This is a genomic window from Streptomyces malachitofuscus (assembly GCF_055571035.1).
Window position 1 is genome coordinate 124,988 of record NZ_JBVIGA010000019.1, and the last position, 20,359, is coordinate 145,346.

17 protein-coding genes and 1 pseudogene are annotated in these 20,359 nt (G+C 73.8%); 7 read left to right on the plus strand and 11 right to left on the minus strand.

The annotated features are described in order from the left end of the window. Positions 1–88: 88 nt before the first annotated feature. A complete protein-coding gene (locus ACZ44S_RS26230; RefSeq protein ID WP_466933081.1) occupies positions 89–1,003 on the plus strand; it encodes a DUF4232 domain-containing protein in 915 nt (304 codons plus the stop codon). Positions 1,004–1,017: 14 nt separating this feature from the next. After that, positions 1,018–1,419: pseudogene (locus ACZ44S_RS26235) on the plus strand (MMPL family transporter); the annotation flags it as partial. 38 nt (positions 1,420–1,457) lie between these two features. Here the strand turns inward: ACZ44S_RS26235 and ACZ44S_RS26240 are convergent. From ACZ44S_RS26240 to ACZ44S_RS26250, 3 genes are all read right to left on the minus strand, one after another. Next, on the minus strand, positions 1,458–3,512 hold the full coding sequence (locus ACZ44S_RS26240) for a DUF1996 domain-containing protein (protein WP_466933209.1): 2,055 nt from the start codon (positions 3,510–3,512) through the stop codon (positions 1,458–1,460). A 281-nt stretch (positions 3,513–3,793) separates the two neighbouring features. Beyond that, positions 3,794–4,468 (minus strand): lytic polysaccharide monooxygenase auxiliary activity family 9 protein, encoded by a 675-nt coding sequence (locus ACZ44S_RS26245; RefSeq protein ID WP_466933083.1) that lies wholly within the window; start codon positions 4,466–4,468, stop codon positions 3,794–3,796. Positions 4,469–4,645: 177 nt separating this feature from the next. After that, a complete protein-coding gene (locus ACZ44S_RS26250) occupies positions 4,646–5,278 on the minus strand; it encodes a GNAT family N-acetyltransferase (RefSeq protein ID WP_466933085.1) in 633 nt (210 codons plus the stop codon). 105 nt (positions 5,279–5,383) lie between these two features. Between ACZ44S_RS26250 and ACZ44S_RS26255 the strand changes: the two genes are divergently transcribed. After that, the gene (locus ACZ44S_RS26255; RefSeq protein WP_466933087.1) at positions 5,384–6,511 is read left to right on the plus strand and encodes a YihY/virulence factor BrkB family protein; all 1,128 of its coding nucleotides are present in this window, start codon (positions 5,384–5,386) and stop codon (positions 6,509–6,511) included. 56 nt (positions 6,512–6,567) lie between these two features. On the opposite strand, the gene ACZ44S_RS26260 is transcribed toward ACZ44S_RS26255, so the two are convergent. Continuing rightward, complete coding sequence (locus ACZ44S_RS26260) at positions 6,568–7,020, minus strand: flavodoxin family protein (RefSeq protein ID WP_466933089.1); 453 nt, start codon at positions 7,018–7,020, stop codon at positions 6,568–6,570. A gap of 127 nt (positions 7,021–7,147) precedes the next feature. Between ACZ44S_RS26260 and ACZ44S_RS26265 the strand changes: the two genes are divergently transcribed. After that, positions 7,148–7,801, plus strand: coding sequence for a class I SAM-dependent methyltransferase (locus ACZ44S_RS26265; protein WP_466933090.1), 654 nt, complete (start codon positions 7,148–7,150; stop codon positions 7,799–7,801). A gap of 606 nt (positions 7,802–8,407) precedes the next feature. On the opposite strand, the gene ACZ44S_RS26270 is transcribed toward ACZ44S_RS26265, so the two are convergent. From ACZ44S_RS26270 to ACZ44S_RS26300, 7 genes are all read right to left on the minus strand, one after another. After that, positions 8,408–8,770 carry an ArsR/SmtB family transcription factor gene (locus ACZ44S_RS26270; RefSeq protein ID WP_466933092.1) on the minus strand — a complete coding sequence of 121 codons (363 nt, stop codon included), beginning with the start codon at positions 8,768–8,770 and terminating at the stop codon, positions 8,408–8,410. Positions 8,771–8,916: 146 nt separating this feature from the next. Beyond that, positions 8,917–9,339 carry an ATP-binding protein gene (locus ACZ44S_RS26275; protein WP_466933094.1) on the minus strand — a complete coding sequence of 141 codons (423 nt, stop codon included), beginning with the start codon at positions 9,337–9,339 and terminating at the stop codon, positions 8,917–8,919. Then, positions 9,336–11,063 (minus strand): SulP family inorganic anion transporter, encoded by a 1,728-nt coding sequence (locus ACZ44S_RS26280; protein ID WP_466933096.1) that lies wholly within the window; start codon positions 11,061–11,063, stop codon positions 9,336–9,338. The genes ACZ44S_RS26275 and ACZ44S_RS26280 overlap by 4 nt, the downstream gene beginning before the upstream one ends. A 116-nt stretch (positions 11,064–11,179) precedes the next feature. Further along, positions 11,180–11,782 carry an Rv1733c family protein gene (locus tag ACZ44S_RS26285; protein ID WP_466933098.1) on the minus strand — a complete coding sequence of 201 codons (603 nt, stop codon included), beginning with the start codon at positions 11,780–11,782 and terminating at the stop codon, positions 11,180–11,182. A gap of 140 nt (positions 11,783–11,922) precedes the next feature. Beyond that, on the minus strand, positions 11,923–12,996 hold the full coding sequence (locus ACZ44S_RS26290; RefSeq protein WP_466933100.1) for a zinc-dependent alcohol dehydrogenase family protein: 1,074 nt from the start codon (positions 12,994–12,996) through the stop codon (positions 11,923–11,925). Positions 12,997–13,165: 169 nt separating this feature from the next. After that, positions 13,166–17,500 (minus strand): HAD-IC family P-type ATPase, encoded by a 4,335-nt coding sequence (locus ACZ44S_RS26295; RefSeq protein ID WP_466933103.1) that lies wholly within the window; start codon positions 17,498–17,500, stop codon positions 13,166–13,168. A gap of 21 nt (positions 17,501–17,521) precedes the next feature. Further along, positions 17,522–18,094, minus strand: a complete 573-nt coding sequence (locus ACZ44S_RS26300; RefSeq protein WP_466933105.1) for a hypothetical protein — start codon at positions 18,092–18,094, stop codon at positions 17,522–17,524. Positions 18,095–18,340: 246 nt separating this feature from the next. Here ACZ44S_RS26300 and ACZ44S_RS26305 point away from each other — a divergent pair, with 246 nt between their 5' ends. From ACZ44S_RS26305 to ACZ44S_RS26315, 3 genes are read left to right on the plus strand one after another with little or no spacing between them, the layout of a single operon-like run. Further along, positions 18,341–19,036: a nucleotidyltransferase family protein gene (locus ACZ44S_RS26305; RefSeq protein WP_466933107.1), complete on the plus strand. Its 696-nt coding sequence runs from the start codon at positions 18,341–18,343 to the stop codon at positions 19,034–19,036. 21 nt (positions 19,037–19,057) lie between these two features. Continuing rightward, positions 19,058–19,345 (plus strand): BON domain-containing protein, encoded by a 288-nt coding sequence (locus ACZ44S_RS26310; protein ID WP_190162866.1) that lies wholly within the window; start codon positions 19,058–19,060, stop codon positions 19,343–19,345. After that, a complete protein-coding gene (locus tag ACZ44S_RS26315) occupies positions 19,342–20,091 on the plus strand; it encodes a metallophosphoesterase family protein (protein WP_466933109.1) in 750 nt (249 codons plus the stop codon). Before ACZ44S_RS26310 ends, ACZ44S_RS26315 begins: the two co-directional genes overlap by 4 nt. Positions 20,092–20,359 lie beyond the last annotated feature (268 nt).

A 20,359-nucleotide genomic window follows, 5' to 3' on the forward strand; every position in this document is an offset into this window, starting at 1 on the left:
GGCCTCTCGACCGAGTTTCCCACACCCGACGCCGGAAGCATGGCTTCCGTCACAGCCGGGGGCGGCCCGTTACTGATCCACTCCTCCCATGCGCAGCACTCTCCTCCCCCTCACCGCCGCTCTGGCCGGCGTCCTGTTCCTGACCGCGTGCGGAACCGAACAGGCCGGCAGCACGGCCGCCGGACCGTCCCCGTCGGCCAACCCCTGTGGCGGGCAGTCCCCGAGCACTCCCGCCCCTCCCCCGCCGGGGCCCGCCGACTCGGAGCACGACGGGGTCCGGATCACCGGATTCGGCGGCGGAAGCCAGGGGTGCGCCACGTTCGAGGTCACCAACACCGGGTCCGAACCCTTCACCTACATGATCACCTTCGATCTGCTCTCCGATGCCGGGACCGTGCTGGACAACACCGAGCGGACCGTCGAGCGCGTGGCTCCGGGACGGACGGTCCCGGGCACGCTCACTCCGAGCGACTCGACGGTGGGCATGCGGAACGTGAGCGGGGTACGGATCGCCAAGGTGCGCAGCGTGCCGGCCGACGAGGCGCCGTACGCCCACGGGCCCTGCCCCGAGTCCGGTCTCCGGGTGTACGCGGACGACGGCGACGCCGCCATGGGGCTGCGCGTCGTCTCCATCCACCTGGAGAACTGCGGAACCCGGCCCTACGCGCTGCACGGCTACCCTGAGGTGCGGCTCTACGACGAGGAGCACGAACCCGTGCGGGGGGTGCGGATCCTGCGCGACGGCAGCTCCGTCGCCGGCGCCACAGGGGCGGACGGTCCCGCCCTGCCGATCGTCGTGGCGCCGGGCGGGAGCGCCCGGGCCGGTCTGGTGTGGCGCAACACGGTGCAGGCGGGGACGCCGGTCCACGCTCCCTATGCGCGGGTGCGGGTGAAGTCCGGGGCGGACTGGGTGATGGTCGTTCCCGAGCTCGACCTCGGGACGACGGGGAAGCTGGCGGTGGGGCCGTGGAAGAAGCGGGAGGAGGCACCGGCGTCACCCTGAGCTGTCTCCTGGCGATGACGATGTTCGCCGTCTTCGGCCTCGGCATGGACTACGAGATCTTCCTGCTCTCCCGCGTCCACGAGGCCTGGCGGCGCACCGGGGACGCCAAGGCGTCGGTCGCCCATGCCCTGGAGATCACCGCGCGGGTCATCACCTGTGCCGCGCTGATCATGGTGAGCGTGTTCGCGGCGTTCATCGTCGGCGACGACGTCGTGGTCGAGATGCCCGGTCGGGGTCTGGCCGTCAGCGTGCTCATCGACGCCACCGTGGTACCGCTGCTGATGGTGCCTGCCGTGATGGCCCTGCTGGGCAGGCACGCGTGGTGGACACCGCGGTGGCTGGACAGGATCCTGCCGCACATCGACGCAGAGGGGAGGGCGCCCCGGCGTCCCGCTGACGCACGAGGCGGCAGGCCCCGCGAGGGGTCCTGCCGCCGTTGCCGTGCCGCGGACGATCAGGCGTTGCGCCGGACGCTCCGCAGGACGAAGAATCCGAAGATCACCAGCACTCCGCCGATCGCGGCCGGCCAGAGCTGGGCGCCGGTCTCGGCGAGGCTCCCGGTCTGGCCCTGTGCCTGGGCTCCGTCCTCGAGCTCGGGGAGACTGCCGGGCACCTCGGCGGCCTGTGCCGCCTGGCCGCCGTCGTCCTTGCCGCCCTTGTCGCCGTCCTTGTCGCCGTCCTGGTTCCCGGCGCCGGTGTCCTCGCCGTTCCCGGCCGGGACCGAGGCCTTGACGTCGGGCTGCTCGGGCTGTGCGGTGCCGTCGCCCTTCCCGGGTTCCTCCGTGGCCGGGTTCTCGGCCGGGGCCTCCGAGGGCTGCTCCTGCCCGCCGTCACCCTGGTCGCCGCCCTTGCCCTGGTCGCCGCCGTCGCCGGGCTTGTCGCCGCCGTCGTTCTGGTTGCCGCCGTCGTTCTGGTTGCCGCCGTCACCCTGGCCCGGGTCCTCGGTGGGCTCCTCCGGCTGCTGGGGCTCCTCGGTCGGCTCGCCGCCGCCGTTGCCGCCGTCGCCGTTGCCGCCGTCGCCGTTGCCGCCGTCACCGTTGCCGCCGTCACCGTTGCCGCAGGTGCGACCCTCGTTGATGCAGTCGACCATCTCGTTCATCAGGTCCTCGTCGAAGACGTTGATGAAGTCGCCGTGGTCCGTGATCGGCTTGTGCAGCTGCTCCGGGAAGGAGTCGACGGCGAACAGCGGCGTGGTCCTGCCGCCGTCCTCGAGGCTCGGCGCGTCGACGTCGTAGACGATCCGCTGCACCAGCTGCGGCACGGGCTTGAAGCCGGACGGGCAGTTGCCGGCCTCGTCCACGAACGCCATGTGGGTACGGTGGTTGGCGCTGTCGATGTTGCGGCCGTCCCAGCAGCTCTGGAAGTCGAACGAGCGCACCACGTCACTGCCCTCGGGGCACAGCGGGTACTTGTCCGTCAGCTGGCGGTCCTCGAAGCCGGTGCAGCTCCAGGACGCGTTGGCGTTGGCGGGGCCGTTGACGAACGACTTGGCGTCACCGGTGATGATGCGCAGCAGCCGGGGCATGGCGGTGACCTCACCCTGCGGGTTGCCCACGAAGGTCAGCGTGACCTCCTTGGGTGTGACGATCTCACCGACGTTGCCCTCGATGCCGCCGCCCGGGGAGTTGGCGTCCTGCTCCTCGGTCCCGTTCTGCAGACGCAGCACCGGCCAGTAGTACGCCGACCTGTCGCCCTGGTCCACGCAGGTGGTCTGCGCCTGCGCCAGTTCCTCGTCGCTGGAGAAGGCGTTGGTCGCCTGGTTGCCGATGTAGTCGTGGAAGTGGTGGGCGCCGTTGCTGACACCCGGCGCGGCGATCACGTTGTCCGAGTTGAACAGGCCGTTCTCGTTGACGCCGCAGTCGCTGACGAAGGTGCCGCGGGAGGCGTTCGCCGACTGCTTCGGCTCGGAGACGTTGGGCTGGACGCTCTCGATGTCGACGTAGTCACCGGCGACGGGACCGTTGCCGGCCTGGCCGCCGTTCCCGCCCTGTTCCTGGCCCTGTTCGTCCTGGCCCTGCTGATCCTGACCCTGTTCGTCCTGACCCTGCTGGTCCTGGCCCTGCTGGTCCTGGGCGTCGCCTCCGTCGCCAGCCTGGTCGCCGCCGTTGCCGTCGCCTTCCTGCTGCGCGGGGGCGTTACCGGACTCGCGCACGGCACAGGCGGCGAGCTCCTCGAGGCCCTCCGGCCGGTCACCCACCCGGTCGATGGCGGTGGCGATGCGGGCGAGGGTCGCGGAACGCTTCTCCTCCAGCGGCCCCGCGATCGCGTTGTCCGCGAAGGCCGGGTCCTGCCGGATGGCGTCCGCCGACTCACCGAGCCGCTTGTAGGCCTCGGCGATCTGCGCGTCCAGGCCGGCGAGTTCCTTGTCCACCTCCGCCCGCGCCTCCTGGGGCACCGACGTCAGCTGGGTGGCCACGTCCGGACAGTCGATCGTGGCGCCCGAAAGGACCTGGGCCTGATCGGCGCCCGTCCCGTCCTCCGTCGCGGAAGCGTAGACGTTGGCCGCCATCATCCCGCCTCCCCCCAGGATCAGGGCGAAGGCGGCGAGAGTCGCGCGCTGTTTCGGGCGTCTGCGTGTGTTGCGTGCCAAGGCAGTACTCCTACGCTTCTGTCGCGGGGGGTCGGCATGGGATTCCCACGCCCCATACGCAAGCGGGCCGCCCTGTGTTCAAACGCCTCACGATTTCTTCCCCGAATCTCAGGGAACTCCCGCCCCGGCAACGCCAAGTCCCCGCCGGAGTCGGGTCGTCCGGCGGGGACTCGGGAACGTGAAGGTGAAGTCGCGGCAGGTCAGCCGAAGTTCACATCACTGCACAGGAAGTACGTCTGGTCCATGTGCGAGGCCTGCCAGATCGTGTAGACGACATGGCGGCCACTGAGGCCCGACGTGCTCACGGGGATCGAGTAGTTCTGGCTGGGGGCGTACGAGCCGGTGCGGGCCACCAGCTGGAGGTCGTCCCAGCCGAGAGTCTGGGTGGCGGGATCGAATCCCTGGCGGGTGACGTAGACGAGGAAGTAGTCCGCGCCGTGGCTGGCCTGGTCGTACAGCCGGACGGTGAAGTTGTCGTTCACCGCCGTCGTCTTCCAGGCACCCACCGTGTCCATGGAGTTGTAGCGCCCGCCCTCGGTGCGCCCGCCGCTGCACAGCTGACCGTCCGGGACGACCGCCTGGAAGTTGCCTGCGGAGCCGTTGCGGTAGAGGCCGTTCCAGTTCCACATGGCGTTGGGGTTGTCCTGCCACGCCTGCCAGCACATGGGGTCCTCCTGGGCCATGGCCGGATTCTGGAAGTCACTCCCCCAGCGCTGCCAGCACCCGTAGCTGCGGGACGCGGGGTCGATCACGGAGCCATGGGCGACGGCGGTGCCGCTCCAGGGGATCAGGGAGAGCAGCGCGGCCACCGCGACGGTCAGGGCGAGCGACAGACGGGACCGGAGGGACAGAAAGTCATGCCCATGCCAAGCCATCAGTTCCTTCTTTCCGCTGTGGGGGTCGTGGGGATCGCGGGGAGTGCCGCCCGCTCGACCGATGGGAGCGCTCCCAGTGCCCCAGGCTGCGCTCCATGAAGCGGAGCGGCAACGTGCATTTGCGCCACTTCCCGGCGGGCCGTGGCGCGTTCGATGCGTTCGACGCCGGACCGGGTCTCAGGGGCGGTCCGGATCGGCCGTCGTGCGCCCGAGACATACGACCGAGTCGTCCATCGGCACGTCGATCTCCTCGAAGCCCATACGGTCGTAGAAGGCGCGGGCCGGTTTGTTGGCCACCGCCATCACGAGGTGCACGGCCGGCACTCCCCCGTCCCGCAGCGCCGTGAGGAAGGTCCGCATCAGCCGCCGGCCGTGACCGCGCCCCTGCCACTCGGGCAGCAGATCGATGTGCAGATGGGCCGGCCAGGCGGCCAGCTCGGGGAGGACCATCCGCTCCGGGTGGTGCAGCAGCCAGGCGATCTCCTCGTCCGGGGTGGACGGGGCTGCGGACGGTGCGGGATGGCGGTCGGCGACGAGGGGCAGCCACGCCGCCCGGAACGTCCTGGCGAAGCCGGCCGTGTCGGCGGTACCGACGATGTAGCCGACCGCGCGGCCCCGGCCGTCGTCCAGGACGAAGGCCAGGTCGGGCTCCAGATGGACGTAGGGGGCCGCGAACGTGTCCGGAAAGACACCGGGGTCGGCGTAGTGGGGACGGCTGTCCTGGCCGTTGTGCGCGGTGCGGATGCAGATGTCGTCGAGGGCCGGGCGGTCCTCGCGGCGGTACGGGCGGATCCTGGGGGACTCGGTCATGCCTGGCATCCTGCAGCGTTGGGAGCGCTCCCACAACTGTTTTCCGGCCAGGTCCGGTTTCCACGCACCGGGCGTGACACGCCGTTTGCGGGTTACTCGGCGGCCATGAAGCTGCATATCCCGGGGCGGAACGACAGGCAGTCCCCAGAGAACACGACGGATGAGGCCCGTCCGGGTCACGGGGGGCAGCGCGCGGCGCCGGAGGAGCCCCGTCCGGGTCAGGAGACGCAGCGCGCGGAAACGGAGGAGCCCGGGCCGAGCGACGAGGTGGAGCGGGCGGCGCCGGACTCCCTGACCAAGATGCCGAAAGGGGCGTGGGGCGCGGCGCTGAAGGGCAGCCTGCGCGAGTTCAAGGACGACGAGCTCACCGACCGGGCCGCGGCACTGACGTACTACGGCGTGCTGTCGCTGTTCCCGGCGCTGCTGGCACTGGTGTCGATCCTGGGGCTCACCGGCGAGTCCACCACGGACAAGGTGCTGGAGAACATCCAGGAGCTCACCGCCCCGGGGGCGGCACGCGACATCATCACCCAGGCGGTGGAGCAACTGCAGGGCAACGCGGGCGTCGGCTCGATCGTGGCGATCGTCGGTCTGGTACTGGCGATCTGGTCGGCGTCGGGCTACGTGGCGGCGTTCATGCGCTCGGCGAACGCGGTGTACGACATGCCCGAGGGGCGTCCGATCTGGAAGGTGCTGCCGGTGCGGCTCGGCGTGACCGTCGCGCTGATGGTGATGGCCGTGATCAGCGCGCTGATCGTGGTCTTCACCGGCGGGCTGGCCCGGCAGGCGGGCGATCTGCTCGGTCTGGGCGACACCGCGCTGACCGTGTGGTCGATCGCCAAGTGGCCGGTGCTGATTGTCCTGGTCACCATCATGATCGCGCTGCTGTACTGGGCGGCCCCGAACGCCAGGGTCAGGGGGTTCCGGTGGATCACTCCGGGCAGCGTCCTGGCGCTGGGCATCTGGCTGATCGCCTCCGCCGGCTTCGCCGTCTACGTCGCCAACTTCGGGTCGTACAACAAGACGTACGGCACGATGGCCGGTGTCATCATCTTCCTGATCTGGCTGTGGATCACCAACCTGGCCATTCTGCTCGGGCTGGAGTTCGACGCGGAGATCGCCCGGCAGCGGGCCATCGCCGGCGGCCATCCGCCCGAGGCGGAGCCGTACACGCAGCCGCGCGACACCCGCGCCTGGGACGAGCAGGACCGACGGCGGATGGACGAGACCTGACGGCCTGACGTGCTGCGAGGGCCTGGCCGCGCCGACGGCCGGGCCCTCCCGGTGCGTCAGGGCGTCAGACCGGCCGCGAGCGTGGCGCCCAGTTCCCAGCACCGCTCGACGGCATCCTTGTCCGGTTCGCCGGTGACCGACACGGTCTCCGCCGCGCGGCGCCAGCCCAGACCCGTCGTGACCGACTCGATGCCCCGCACCGCGCCGGTGACGTCGTTGCCGCCGTGCACGTAGTACCCGAAGGGCCGGCCCCGGGTGGTGTCCAGGCAGGGGTAGTAGATCTGGTCGAAGAAGTGCTTGAGCGCGCCCGACATGTAGCCGAGGTTGGCCGGGGTGCCGAGGAGGTAGCCGTCGGCGTCCAGGACGTCGGCGGCGGTGGCGGACAGCGCCGCGCGCCGCACCACCCGGACGTTCTCGATCTCGGGGTCGGTGGCACCGGAGAGGACGGCTTCGAACATCGCCTGGCAGTTGGGCGAGGGCGTGTGGTGGACGATCAGCAGAGTCGGCACACCCCGACCCTGCCGTGCCGGCCGCCGCGGCCGCAAGCCGGGGCCGCGCCACGCGCGGTGCCCCGTTGTCACAGGGGGGTCGGGGTGGCACGATGCCCGGCATCGGTACACGGAGACGGGGTGCGTCTTGGTCGACGAGCAACACGAGTCACCGGCGGCGGCGGTGTTCGACGCGCTGGGCAGCGAGTACGAGAAGGCGTTCGCCTCCTCGGGGGCCCACCGGGCGTCGCTGGACTGGCTGCTCGAACGGCTGGCGCCCGGCAGCAGGGTACTGGACGTGGGCAGCGGCACGGGCAGGCCCACGGCCGCCGTGCTGGCCGGGGCCGGCCACCGGGTGCTGGGCGTCGACGTCTCCCCGGTGATGGTGGAGATCGCCTCCCGTCAGGTGCCCGAGGCCGAGTTCCGCTGCGAGGACGTCCGCCGGATGACGCTCGAGGACGGTTCGCTGGACGCGGTCTGCGTGTACTTCGCGCTGCTGCAGATGTCCCGGAGGGAGCAGTCCGAGCTGCTGCGCCGGCTGGCGCGGGCGCTGCGGCCGGGCGGTCTGCTCGTGCTGGCGACCGTACCGCTGGACGTCGAGGAGTTCGACGGCGTGTTCATGGGACAGCCGGTGCGGGTCACCAGCTTCGCCGCCGAGGACCTCATCGCGCTGGTGCGCAAGGCGGGTCTGACGGTGCAGTCGGAGGAGAGCGTGATGTTCACCCCGACCCACCCGGACGCCCGCCCGGAGCCGCACCTGTTCCTGCACTGCCGCCGCGAAGTACCGCAGTCCTCGGTCTGACATCCTCCCGGCGCGCCTCCCGCCGTCGCGGCGGCCCGCCACCGTTGGGCCACGGCCCGCGCGGCAGGCTCCCGCGCGAGGGCCGCGTCCCGTCGGACACCGCCCGCGCGGGCACCCGCCCGGCCGCCGCCGCGACCGTCCGCCGGCCCGCACTCCCTTGCCCTCCCGGCGTCCACAGCGGGCCGCAGTCCTTCACCGCCAGGGCGACGCCTGTGCTTCCACCACGTCACGACCGGTGCGTGGACCGGCCCCGCCCGGTCACCGGCAGGCGGACCCAGCGACCCACACCCACGCCCCCTCGGCTCCCCCCGCCTCGGTCCAGCCACCCGCGAGCGGTCCGGCATCGGCAGCACGACGCCCCACACCAGGACCGGGCCCGCCCGGTCACCTGCCGGCGGACCCACGCGACCACGCCTGCTCGGCTCCCCCCACGTCAGTCCGGCACGCCCCACGCGTGAACCAAGCCCCGCCCCATCACCAGCCGGCGGACCCGCGACTCACACCCACGCCCGCTCGGCTCCCCCGCCTCAGTCCAGCGCCCCCAGCGGCCTGGGGCAGCACGCCCCACGCGAGGCCCGGGCCCCGCCCGGTCACCGGCCGGCGGACTCACGCGTCCGGATGGGCCGCGGGGCTCGGTTGCTGCTGCGTGGCCTGGAGGTCCGCGAGGAGTTCGGCCTGGCCGGCGAGGACGCCGGACAGGATGGTGCGCGCCACGCGCAGCAGTTCCGCCACGTGAGGGCTGGTCAGCGAGTAGTACACGGTCGAGCCCTCCTTGCGGCCGACCACCAGGTTCGCGCGCCGCAGGACGGCCAGTTGCTGCGAGAGGTGCGCCGGCTCGATGCCCACCTCGGGGAGCATCTCCGCCACCGCGTGCTCACGCTCACTGAGCAGTTCCAGCACCCTGATGCGAGCGGGGTGGCCCAGGGTCTTGAAGAACTCGGCCTTCAGCTTGTACAGCGGCGTGGTCATCGTGCCGTCCCCTTTCCGGCGCGGCAGCACGGCCCCGTGGCCGGTCCTCGGTCCATCGCCTCATCCATGCGTCGACACCCGCCTCGACGTTTTCCGACATTAGCAACTTCATACATCCCCGCCGTCCGGCGGCCGGTCCGGTGACGTCACAGGGGAAGCGTGATCCAGATGCTCTTGCCCCGGCCGTCGGCGTCACCGCGGACCACGGCGGTGCCGCCCAGGCCGTGGGTCAGTTCGACGACGGTGGCCAGGCCGCCGGAGTCGCCACCGTGGGTCCCGAACAGCCGGGGCCGGCAGGGGTGGCGGTCGTGCACGGCGAACACCAGGCAGTCGGGGCCCGCCGCGTAGACCACCGTGGTCTGCGGGGAGGCCTCGGCCGCGTGCCGGACGCTGTTGGTCACCAGTTCGCTCAGGATCAGCAGCGCCGGGCCCACCGCCGGGTGGCGTGCGCCGATGCCCCACTCCGCCAGAGCCTGTTCGGCGGTCTCGCGGGCGAGGCGCACGGCGCCGGGCTCGGTGGGCAGGGTGAGGACGTGGCGGTACGGCAGCGTGGCCAGTGCGGGTGTCATCGGTGCTCCGCTCGGGGCGCCGCGGCCGCCCGGGGTGCGGGGGCACGCAGAATCCCGTCACGCTGCAGGTGGGCGCGGGCCGCGCTGATCGCCTCGGGCGTGGTGGCGTACTCCTGGCCCTCGTGCCGCAGCAGTTCCAGGACGCCGACCGAGGCCAGGGCCCGGCGGTGGGCCGGGCGGACGCCGGACGCCAGGACGAGGATGCCGCGCCGCCTCAGTTTCGTCACCGCGTCCTTGAGGACCAGGGCTCCGGTGGCGTCGACGACGCTGACGTGGGACATGCGCAGGACGACCACGCGTACGTCGGCGAGTTCGGTCAGTTCCAGCAGGAAGCGGTGGGCGGCGGCGAAGAACAGGGGGCCGTCGATGCGGTAGGCGACGATGTGCTCGGCCAGCAGGGCGTGCTCCTCCTCCGAGTGGTCGCCCCGGTCCAGCGGCAGCGGGGCGAGCCGGGCCTGGCGGGCGACGGCACGCAGGGCGAGGACGCCCGCGACGGCCAGACCGATGATCACCGCCTGGACGAGGTCGAGGACCAGAGTGGCGGCCGCGGTGAGGACGAGGATCAGCGCGTCGGAGCGGGTGGCGCGGGTCATCGCGCGCAGCGAGCCGACCTCGACCATGCGGACCGCCGTCGCCAGCAGGACACCGGCGAGGGCGGCGAGGGGGATCCGCGACACCAGCGGGGCGGCCGCGAAGACGATCACGGCGAGGACGGCGGCGTGCGTGAGCGAGGCCAGGCGGGAGGTGGCACCGGTCCGGACGTTGACGGCGGTACGGGCGATCGCGCCGGTCGCGGGGACCCCGCCGAACAGCGGGGCGGCGATGTTGGCGAGGCCCTGGCCGAACAGTTCGCGGTCGGGGTCGTGACGCTGTCCGACGGTCATGCCGTCGGCGACGGACGCGGACAGCAGCGATTCCAGGGCGGCCAGCGCCGCCACCGCCAGGGCGGGCGCGAGCAGGCTGCCCAGGGCGCCGGTGTCGACGAAGGAGAGCGAGGGAGTGGGCAGGCCGGCGGGAAGGTCGCCGATGGGCCGTACCCCGTCCAGGCCCCCGGCCTGGACCACGACCGTGGCCGCGATCACCGCGAGGACCGAGAAGGGGACCGTGGGCTTCCAGCGCGCCCCGAGCAGCATCACGCCGGCCACCGCGAGCGCGAGCGCCGGTGCGGTCCAGTGGGGGTCGCGGACGAACTCCTGCCCCGCCCGCCAGGCCACCACCAGGACCCGCTCGCCCTCGGGCGGGGGCACGCCGAGGGCGTTCGGGATCTGCTGCAGCCCGATGACGCAGGCGATGCCGAGCGTGAAACCCTCCACGACCGGCGCCGGCACGTACCGCATGCTGCCCCCGGCACGCAGCAGCGCCAGCGCGACCAGGATCACGCCGGCCAGCAGACCGACGGTGAGGACGCCCGCCGGCCCGTGGTCGGCGACGATCGGCACGAGCACCACCGTCATCGCCCCGGTCGGCCCGGAGACCTGGAGGTTGGAACCGCCGAACACGGCGGCCAGCGCCCCGGCGACCACGGCGGTCGCGAGCCCCGCCGCGGCACCGAGTCCCGAGGAGACACCGAAACCGAGCGCGAGGGGCAGCGCGACGACCGCGACGGTCAGACCCGCGAGCAGGTCACGCCGGGGGTGGCGCCGCATCTGGTCCAGGTCGGCGCGGGCGGGCAGCAGTGCGGCGATCCGGGACCGGGCGCGGGCCGGTGACAGCGGTACGGACACGGCCCCTCGACCTCACTCTCGGCTGGACGACGGGACAAGCATGTAGGCAATTGCTAAAATTTGCAATTCTGCAGCTCATGCCCGGGCCCGGCCCTGGGCATCCGCCGTCCCCGCAACTAGCCGATCATCCGCTTCCGCCACGACGGCTCGACCTGCCGCCACTCGGCCTCCCACTCGGCCAGGCGCCGCCACCGCAGCCGGGACCGGACGAACCATCCGCCGAGCAGGACCAGTCCCCCGGTGCCGATGGCGACCGTGATCCCGGCCATGACGATCTGGAACCCCGCTTCGGCGCCCTCCGGCGGCGCGGACACGATCCGGCCCTCGCTGTCGTTCCACACGGTGACCTCGGTGCCCGCCCGGCTTCCCGGTTCGACCTCGGCCCGGCCCGTGCGGGCGGTGCCGTCCGGGGCCGTCCACCGCACCTTCGCCCAGACACCGCCGTCCCCGTCCTCCGTCACGGGTGCGGGCAGCGCGTCGCGGGCGTTCTCGACGAGTACGGCCGGCACGGGGCGGCTCCGCTCGCGGCGGTCGGCGAGCGCCCCGTCGACGCCCCCGGCGGCCGCCAGCCCGGCGAGCGCCCCGCCGAGCAGGGCCAGAACGAGCGTGGCGAGCAGCACCCAGGCCTCGACCAGATCGCTGCGGCGGCGCAGCGGGTTCCTCCGCCACCGCCACAGCCGCACCCTGCGCGGCGGTGTCGCACCGTGTGTCCTCGCCATGGGAGGTCACCTCCTCGCGCGGGTGCCGAACGGCGCCGCCCCTCCAGGGTGGACCCTTCGCGCCCCGGTCCGGCAGGGGCCGAACGGCCCTCCCGGCGCGGCGTTCCCGGGGCGGGTGGCGGCTCGGCCGGGGGGATCGGTCAGACCGTCGGGTGGACGGGGACCACCTCGTGCTGCGGCACCCCCAGCACCACCTTGAGCGCCCCGGTCTCGGCGGCGTTGCCGAAGACGTCGTACGCCTCCTGCATGTGGTCGAGCGGAAACGTGTGGGTGACCAGTTGGCGCGTGGGCAGCCGTCCGGCGGCGGCCATCCGCAGCAGGGTGGGGGTCGAGTGGGTGTCGACGAGCCCGGTGGTGATGGTGACGTTCTTGATCCACAGGTCCTCGAGGTGCAGGGTGGCGGGCGCGCCGTGCACTCCGACGTTGGCGAGGTGCCCGCCGGGCCGCACGATGCGGGCGCACAGCTCGAAGGTCTCCGGGACGCCCACCGCCTCGATGACCACGTCCGCGCCCAGCCCGCCGGTGAGGTCCTCGACCAGTTGCTCGGGGGCCTCGTTCGCGTGGGCCACGGCGTCGGCGCCGAACTCCTTCGCCGCCTGCAGCCGGGAGGCGGCCAGATCGACGGCGACGATGCGCTCGGGCGCGAACAGCCGGGCGGTGGCGACCGCGGCGAGCCCTACGGGTCCGGCGCCGACCACGACGACGGTGTCGCCGGGACGTACCCGCCCGTTGAGGACGCCCACCTCGTAGGCCGTGGGGAAGATGTCGGCCAGCAGCACGGCGTCCTCGTGGGCGACGGCACCGGGCAGCGGGTACACGGAGAGGTCGGCGTACGGGACCCGGACGTACTCGGCCTGGGTGCCGTCGACCAGGTGGCCGAGGATCCAGCCCCCGCCGCCCCGGCACTGGCCGTACATGCCCTCGCGGCAGTAGCCGCAGCGCCCGCAGGCGGAGATGCAGGAGACCAGGACCCGGTCCCCGGGGCGTACGGTGCGGACGTCGGCACCGGTCTCGACGATCTCCCCCACCGCCTCGTGGCCGAGGACGGTTCCGGGGCGTACCTCGGGCACGTCGCCCTTGAGGATGTGCAGGTCGGTCCCGCAGATGGTGACGGCGTCCACGCGGACGATCGCGTCGCCGGGTTCCTTGATCTCCGGGTCGGGGACCTCCTCCCAGGCGGACTGCCCGGGGCCGTGGAAGACGTAGCCCTTCATGCCGATCTCACCCTTCTCGCTGTGCGGCGGGCCCCGGCACCGGGCGCGCGCCCGCCTGGGTCGGAGGGCCCCGGGGGTGCCGGGGCCGTCCTGCCCTTCCAGTCTGGCGGCAGGACGGCGGATCCGCTCGGGCCGGAGGGCCCCATGTCCTCTCAAGGCGGGCGGCCGGTCACGCCACCGGCCGGGCGATGCCGCTGCCCAGCAGGTGACGGGTCTGCCGTACGGAGTCGCCGAGGCGGAGGGTGAGGCGGGACGCGAGGTCGTACAGGCGGCGCACCGCTTCGAGGCGTTCCAGGCGCGGGGCCAGGGCGGACAGGGTGATGGCCAGGGCCACGCCGAGCCAGGCGACGGGGCCCAGCGGGGCGCAGCCGAAGAAGTGGCTGACGCCGGGCGTCTGGACCAGGGCGGCGAGCACGGCGGCGGAGCCCAGGGCCGTCACCCACACCAGAGGGCTGTGGCGGCGTCCGGACAGGGTCTGCACCAGCTGGGCGCCGACCACTCCGCACAGGGCCATCGTGGTGGAGCGGCGTTCGGTGCCGGGGGTGAGACGGCCGATCAGATAGGCGGTGACCGCTCCGAGGCAGGTGGTCACGCCCCGGCGGCGGATCGAGCGCAGCAGCGGTGTGCCGAGCACGTCGAGGCCCATCGGCCCGGTCGCGGCGTGCGCGGCCGTCGACGGGTCGTCGCTCGGTGTCACCGCCACCGCCATGGCCGGGAACATGTCGGTGAGCAGGTTGACCAGGAGCAGCTGACGGGTCGACAGCGGTGAGGACCCGGCCATCAGGGTGCCCAGCACACTGAAGCCGACCTCGCCGGCGTTGCCGCCGATGAGGATGCTCACCGCGTCGGCGACGCTGCGCCACAGCGCGCGGCCCTCGCCCACGGCGTCCACCAGCACGGAGAGGTCACCGGTGGTGAGCACGATGTCGGCGGCGTTGCGGGCGGCCGCGGAGCCGCGGGCCTCGATGCCGACGCCCACGTCGGCGGCGCGGATGGCGGCGGCGTCGTTGGCGCCGTCGCCCGCCATCGCCACCACCCGGCCGGCCTGCTGCAGGGCCTCGACGACATGGAGCTTCTGTTCGGGGGCGACCCGGGCGACGACTCCGGCGCCGTGCAGCGCGCGGACCCGGTCGGCCCGGCCCATGGCGACGAGTTCGTCCCCGGTGACCACGTGGGTGTCCTCCGGCCAGCCCAGCTGGAGGGCGATGGCACGGGCGGTCTCCGGATGGTCGCCGGTGAGCATGACGGGCAGGATGCCGGCCCGGCGCAGTTCGGTGAGCAGCTCCTGGGAGGTGTCGCGCGGGACGTCCGCCAGGGCGATCAGTCCGACGAACTCCAGGTCGCCGAGACCTGCTTCGAGCTCGGCGTCCGTGCCGGCCGCCCGGCACGGACGCCGGGCGACGGCGAGGACGCGCAGCCCCTGCCCCGCCAGGGTGTGGGCCGTCCCGGCCGCCTCGTCGGGGAGGTCCCGGCACGCGGGCAGCACCGTTTCCGGGGCGCCTTTGACGACGAGGAGCGGTCCGGCGTCCGTGCCGCCGTCCCGGCCGACCGCCGCCGCGTACCCGCGGCTCGCCTCGAAGGCCAGCTCGCCCTCGGCGGTCCAGGCGTCGTCGGGCGGCGCGGCGTCGAGCACCGCCTCGTCCGTGGCGTGCGCGACCCGGCGGCCCTCGGCCGTCTCCTCCTGCGGGCAGGCGCGCGCGGCCATGCGTACGACCGGTACGGCGTCGGCGGCGCCCGGGGAGAGGACGGTGCCGTCGGCGGTGCCCACCCGGACCAGGCGGAGCCGGTTCTCGGTGAGGGTGCCGGTCTTGTCGAAGCAGACGGTGTCGACCCGGCCGAGGGCCTCCAGGGTGCGCGGGGTGCGCACCAGCACGCCGCGCCGGGAGAGCCGGCGGGCGGCGGCCATCTGGGCGACGGTCGCGACCAGGGGCAGTCCTTCGGGCACGGCGGCGACGGCCACGGCGACACCGCCGCTGACGGCACGCCGTATCGGGCTGCCGCGCAGCAGGGACAGACCGGTCACCAGCGCGCCGCCGGTGAGGGTGACGGGCAGGGCCTTGCGGGTCAGTTCCTGCAGGCGCGCCTGGACCCCGGCGGGCGGCGGAGTGCGCGCGGCCAGCGCGACGGCGCGGCCGGCCTCGGTGCGGTCGCCGGTGTCGACCACGAGCGCCTCGGCCCGGCCCGCCACCACGGTGGTGCCCTCGAACACCATGCAGGTCCGCCGGGCGACCGGTGCGCCCGGCGTCGGTTCCACGGCCTTGGTCACGGGCAGGGACTCGCCGGTGAGCGACGACTCGTCGACCTCCAGCCCGTCCGTCTCCAGCAGCCGCGCGTCCGCCGGTACGACGTCGCCGGCGCCGATGCTGATCCGGTCCCCCGGCCGCAGCCGTGCGGCGTCGACGGTGACGGTGCGGCTGCGGCCGACCTGGCGGCGTGCCTTGGGCTGCTGACGGGCGGCGAGCCGGGCGAGTGCCCGTTCGGCGCGCAGCCGCTGCAGTCCGCCGGCCACCGCGTTGATGTCCATGGCGCCGACCACGAGCAGCGCGTCGACGAGCGAGCCGAGCAGCGCCGAGGCGACCGCGCCGGTGGCCAGGACGGGGGTGAGCGGGTCGTCGAGCTCGCGGCGCACGGCACCCGCCGCCTGCCAGGTCCAGCGGGCGGGGGCGAGCGCGGGCGTGCGGGTCAGCCGTGCCGCCCGCTGCCGGGTGCGGCCGGCGAGCAGGGCGAACCCTTCGGGCTCGGCGCCGGTGCGGGCGGCGCGCAGCAGTTCTCGGGCGTGGTGCGGTTCCAGCGCGTGCCAGGGCACGTGCAGCCGGGGCTCGGGCGGCGCGGCGCGGGCGACGCGTACGGCCTCGGTCCAGCCGGTGAGCAGGGCGACCGCCGCGGCGATGTTCACCGGGGCGTGCCGGGTGAGCCGCTGCCAGAGCCGGCCCTGGGGGGCGCCGCCGCGGGCCACCATGAGACCGGACAGCGCGGCGCCCGCCCGGGCGAGCGTCTGGGAACGGCGGCCGACCCGGCGGGCCGACGGGATCGCCGTCAGCAGACGCCACACGTCGGCCAGACCGTTCGGGGCGAGCGCGTCGGCACCCCAGGCGATCGCCGAGCGCCGGTCGGTGAGGGCGATCGCCACGTCGCCCGCGGGCAGGCCGTCCGCGACGTCGTCGTCCCCGTGCGCGGGCACGCGGGCGACGCTCACCACGATGTGCCCGTCGTTCTGCAGCGCCCGTACGACGTCGCCGAACGGCAGGTCGGCGGGGGCGACCTCGTCGGCGAGGCGGGTGATGTCCTTCAGGTCGGGGCCCCCGGTGACCACGACGTACAGCCCCGCCCGGCGGGCCGCGTCGAGGACGGCCTCGGCGCAGGGGTCGACGGGGTCGTCGAACACGGGAGGGGCGGCGCCGTCCGCGGACGACGCGTGGCCGCGCAGGGCGTCGGCGTGCAGGACGAGGGAGTCGGCGATCTCCAGCTGCCACAGTCGTTCCCCGCTGCGCACCAGGACGCCGGAGCGGGCGAGATGGGTGCCGAGGAGGGCGTCGAAGGCGGCGGGGCCGTAGCGCGCCGCCTTGGGGGACCCGGCCAGCACCGCTTCGGCCGCCTCCCGGGTGTCGTGCGTGACGAGGAGGGTGGCGGCGGCGCCCGCGACGCTCCCGGTGCCGGCGTGGGCGGCGTACGCCTGGGCGGGTGTCACCCGCAGGGGCGGGCGGGTGCCCTCGGGGCAGGGGAGGCTGGTGCGTTCCTCCAGGCAGACGTCGTCGTGCAGGGCCTCGAAGGCCGCGGCCCTGGCCGCCGCCTCGGTGAGCTGGCCCGTGCGCAGCAGGCCGTCCAGGACCAGGGCGACCGGGGACTGGCCCGCACCGTGCGCGGCGGCGTTGGCGGCGGCGAGGAGGAGTTCCATGCCGCTCCTGCCGAACCGCTGCCGCAGCAGGGAGCGGAAGCGGGGGTTCTCGCGCAGCAGGGTGACGCCGGCGGTGACCGCCTTGGGGCTGCGGGGCAGGCGCAGCGACCGGCCCGCCAGGGCACCGGCCGCGCCGGCGGCGTCCAGCAGCAGCGCGGCGGCGGCGATCCGTACGTCGCGGGGGTCGCCGGGGTGCGCGGTCCCGCTCTCCTCCTCGGTGCCCGCCTCCTCGGTCAGTCCCAGGCGGGCGGCGAGCGCGACGGCGTGCTCGGTCACCCGGTCGCCGGCCGCGTCCGTCACGGCGGTCACCACGAGGCGGGACAGTCCCTCGTCCCAGTACGCGGCCAGCACCTCCGGGTGCTCGAGCAGTTCGGCGGCGGCCTTGCGGGCGAAGGGGGCGACGCCTCCGTCCGGGTGCCGCAGGGCGAGGTGGACACGGTGTCCGGCCCGCCAGCGGCGCCCGCCGCCGAGGGCGTTGCGGGCGACGTTGCCCAGGCGTCGCGTCGTGTCGTGGAGGGACGTCATGCCCTGTGCGGTGCCACGGGCGGCGCCGGCGGCGGCTCCCGCGACGGCACCGGCGAGCGGGGCGACGTCGAAGCGTGTGAGCATCTGAGGTCCCGTGATCGTGGCTCAGCGGGTGCGCCGGCCTGCGGGCGAGCCGTGGTGCGTCGTGGCCTCGGCCACGTGCTTGAGGCCCGCGGCCGTGGCGGTGTCGCCCACCTTCGCGGGCTGTTCGTGCACAGGGCGTTCGGTCCGGCCGTCGCGGTTACGGGACGGGGTGAGCCGGTCGCCGGGGCCCTCGGGCCGCTGCGTGTCGCGGTCGTCGTGCGGGCGGGCGCCCTCCGGTGGGCCGGGCCGGCCGTGCGCGCCGGCCGGTGACGGCGTGTCCTCCTCACCGTCCGGGCGGTCCGTGGGGCGCGGCCGGGTGAGCCAGGCGACCGCCGCGCCGGTGAGCGCCACCGGCCACTCCACGACACCGGCCACGCCGAGCACTCCGGCTCCCGTGTAGACGGCGATCCGGCGCCCGCGCGGGGACACCGCACCGATGGCGTCCAGGGTGCCGCCGGCCACCCTGCCCACCTGTTGCGCGCCCGGCAGGTGCCGCAGTCCCGAGGCGACCGCGCGCAGGGGCTGCGGAAGATCCGACGAGCGAGACGGGTCCTGGTCCATGTCGACCTCCACGAGCGGATCCCTCAGGGGCACCCATCGGCTTTCCTACCTTTTGCCCCATATTCAACTGATACCGCCCCGAGCGCTTCTCCAGTACACCCGAGCCGGTCCCTCTCCCGCGGTCCCGGTGACCGGCCGCCGGCCGTTCGCCATTCCCGGCCGTGTCCGTGTCGGAAGGGGCACGCCGGGTACTAGGTGCAGGCACACAGGGCTGTCCCGGGGCGGGGGAGCCGGACACAGCGGCCGTACGGACCGTCCGGCCGGCCGAAGGGAGTGGTCATGACGGAGAACGGTGAGGACGCGACGCTCACCCGGCGCCAGGCGACCCCGGACCTCCGTCTGGCCTCGAACGCCCCGGGCGAGGTACCGCCCCTCGACGTACGCCGCGAGGTGCGGACCCAGATGGAGGACGACGCCCCGGAGCTGCCCCGTGACCGCAATCAGGCCATCCTGGAGGCGGCCAAGCAGGTGGGCGCGGTGCTGAAGCGGGGCGGGCACCTCTTCGCGCTGGCGGGCAGCGTCGCCGTGCACGCCCACGGCGGCAGCGGCAACCTCCAGCACGACGTCGACTTCTGCGTCCGGCCGGAGGACGCCGAGGCCGTGGCCGCCACGCTCCGCGAGGCCGGGCTGACCGTCTACACGCCGCCCGAGGACTGGCTGATCAAGGCCACCTGCTTCGGCCAGGACGTGGACATCATCTTCGAGCTGGCGCACCGGCCCGTCTCCACCGAGATGCTCCACCGGGCGCAGGAGCTGCCGGTGGAGTCGGTGCGCATGCCGGTCCTGGCACCCACGGATCTGCTGTCGGGCCTGGTGGCCGCCTTCTCGGAGCACCACTGCGACTTCGGGGCGGTCCTGCCCATCGCCCGCGCCCTGCGGGAGAAGGTCGACTGGGAGCGGGTCCGCCACGAGAGCGGGGACGAGCCGATGCCCGCCGCCTTCTTCTTCCTCCTGGAACGCCTGAAGGTCATCTGAACGTCCGTGGAAGGAACGCTCATGAGCACCCACGACGCCGGTTCCGCATCCGGCACACATGCCGCGCGGAGTCCCGAGTACCGCGTCGCCCACCTCCAGGACCGGCTCGCCTCCGGCGAACTCGGCGAACTCGGGGTGCGGGTCGAGGTCCGCGGCGAGGCCGTGCTGGTCACCGGTACCGTTCCCTCGGCCCGCTGCCGCGAGGACGTCCTGGACTCGGTGCGCGAGGAGCTCGCGGGGCTCGAGGTGCACTGCGACATCGTGGTCAGCGAGCCCTCGTCGCCCGACCACGCGGAGGAGCTGTCATGATCCGGATCGCGGCCGTCGGGGACATCCACATGAGTCCGGAGACCCGGGGCGTTCTGCGTCCGGCGTTCGACACCCTGCCCGAGTGCGCGGACCTCCTGCTGCTGGCCGGTGACCTCACCCGGCACGGCACGCTCGAGGAGGCGCGGGTGGTGGCCGACGAGATCCGGGGACTCGGCGTCCCCGTGGTCGCGGTGCTCGGCAACCACGACCACCACGACGACCGGCAGGACGAGGTCACGGCCGTGCTGAGGGAGGCGGGGGCCGAGGTCCTGGAGGGCGAGTCGGCCGTGCTGCGGGTGGGGGGTGTGCGGGTCGGGGTGGCCGGCACCAAGGGCTTCGGCGGCGGATTCGTCGGGGCCAGCGCCGGGGAGTTCGGCGAGCCGGTGATGAAGGAGTTCGTCCGGGTCTCCCGGCGCTGCGCCGACGGCCTGCGGGCCTCCCTGGAGAGTCTGGCCCGGGAGGGCTGCGACGTGCGGATCGCCCTCACCCACTACTCCCCCGTGCCGGAGACCCTGGCCGGGGAGCCGCTGGAGATCTATCCCTTCCTGGGCAGTTATCTGCTGGCCGAGGCGATCGACACGGCCGGCGCCGACCTGGCGGTGCACGGGCACGCGCACGCCGGAACCGAGCACGGCATGACCACGGGCGGGGTCAAGGTGCGCAACGTCGCGCAGCCCGTCATCGGGCGCGCCTTCCACGTCTACCACCTGCCGGTCCGCGAACGGGTGAGCGCGGGCACCGGCTGAGCGGACCCGCTGTTCCCGGCGCCGTCGGTGCGTACCGACGGCGCCCGCGTGTCCCCCGGCGGCGGCCCTGTGCCTCCCGGCGGCGCCCTCGTACGGCCTGCCGTGTGAACGCCCCGCACGGCACGCCCTTTGTGTGCATTTTTTCTGCTTAGCATGCAGGCTCCGCGTCCCCTGGGTGGTACCGGGCACCGGAAGAAGAGGAACCCCCTGCCCCCCCCCCCCCCCCCCACCCTTTCCCCTCCACCCCCCCCCCCTAAAGAAAGAAACA

Coding starts and splice junctions, on each gene's coding strand:
- ACZ44S_RS26230 (WP_466933081.1), top strand. CDS start 89: ATGCGCAGCACTCTCCTCCCCCTCACCGCCGCTCTGGCCGGCGTCCTG.
- ACZ44S_RS26240 (WP_466933209.1), bottom strand. CDS start 3,512: ATGGCGGCCAACGTCTACGCTTCCGCGACGGAGGACGGGACGGGCGCC.
- ACZ44S_RS26245 (WP_466933083.1), bottom strand. CDS start 4,468: ATGGCTTGGCATGGGCATGACTTTCTGTCCCTCCGGTCCCGTCTGTCG.
- ACZ44S_RS26250 (WP_466933085.1), bottom strand. CDS start 5,278: ATGACCGAGTCCCCCAGGATCCGCCCGTACCGCCGCGAGGACCGCCCG.
- ACZ44S_RS26255 (WP_466933087.1), top strand. CDS start 5,384: ATGAAGCTGCATATCCCGGGGCGGAACGACAGGCAGTCCCCAGAGAAC.
- ACZ44S_RS26270 (WP_466933092.1), bottom strand. CDS start 8,770: ATGACCACGCCGCTGTACAAGCTGAAGGCCGAGTTCTTCAAGACCCTG.
- ACZ44S_RS26275 (WP_466933094.1), bottom strand. CDS start 9,339: ATGACACCCGCACTGGCCACGCTGCCGTACCGCCACGTCCTCACCCTG.
- ACZ44S_RS26285 (WP_466933098.1), bottom strand. CDS start 11,782: ATGGCGAGGACACACGGTGCGACACCGCCGCGCAGGGTGCGGCTGTGG.
- ACZ44S_RS26290 (WP_466933100.1), bottom strand. CDS start 12,996: ATGAAGGGCTACGTCTTCCACGGCCCCGGGCAGTCCGCCTGGGAGGAG.
- ACZ44S_RS26295 (WP_466933103.1), bottom strand. CDS start 17,500: ATGCTCACACGCTTCGACGTCGCCCCGCTCGCCGGTGCCGTCGCGGGA.
- ACZ44S_RS26305 (WP_466933107.1), top strand. CDS start 18,341: ATGACGGAGAACGGTGAGGACGCGACGCTCACCCGGCGCCAGGCGACC.
- ACZ44S_RS26310 (WP_190162866.1), top strand. CDS start 19,058: ATGAGCACCCACGACGCCGGTTCCGCATCCGGCACACATGCCGCGCGG.
- ACZ44S_RS26315 (WP_466933109.1), top strand. CDS start 19,342: ATGATCCGGATCGCGGCCGTCGGGGACATCCACATGAGTCCGGAGACC.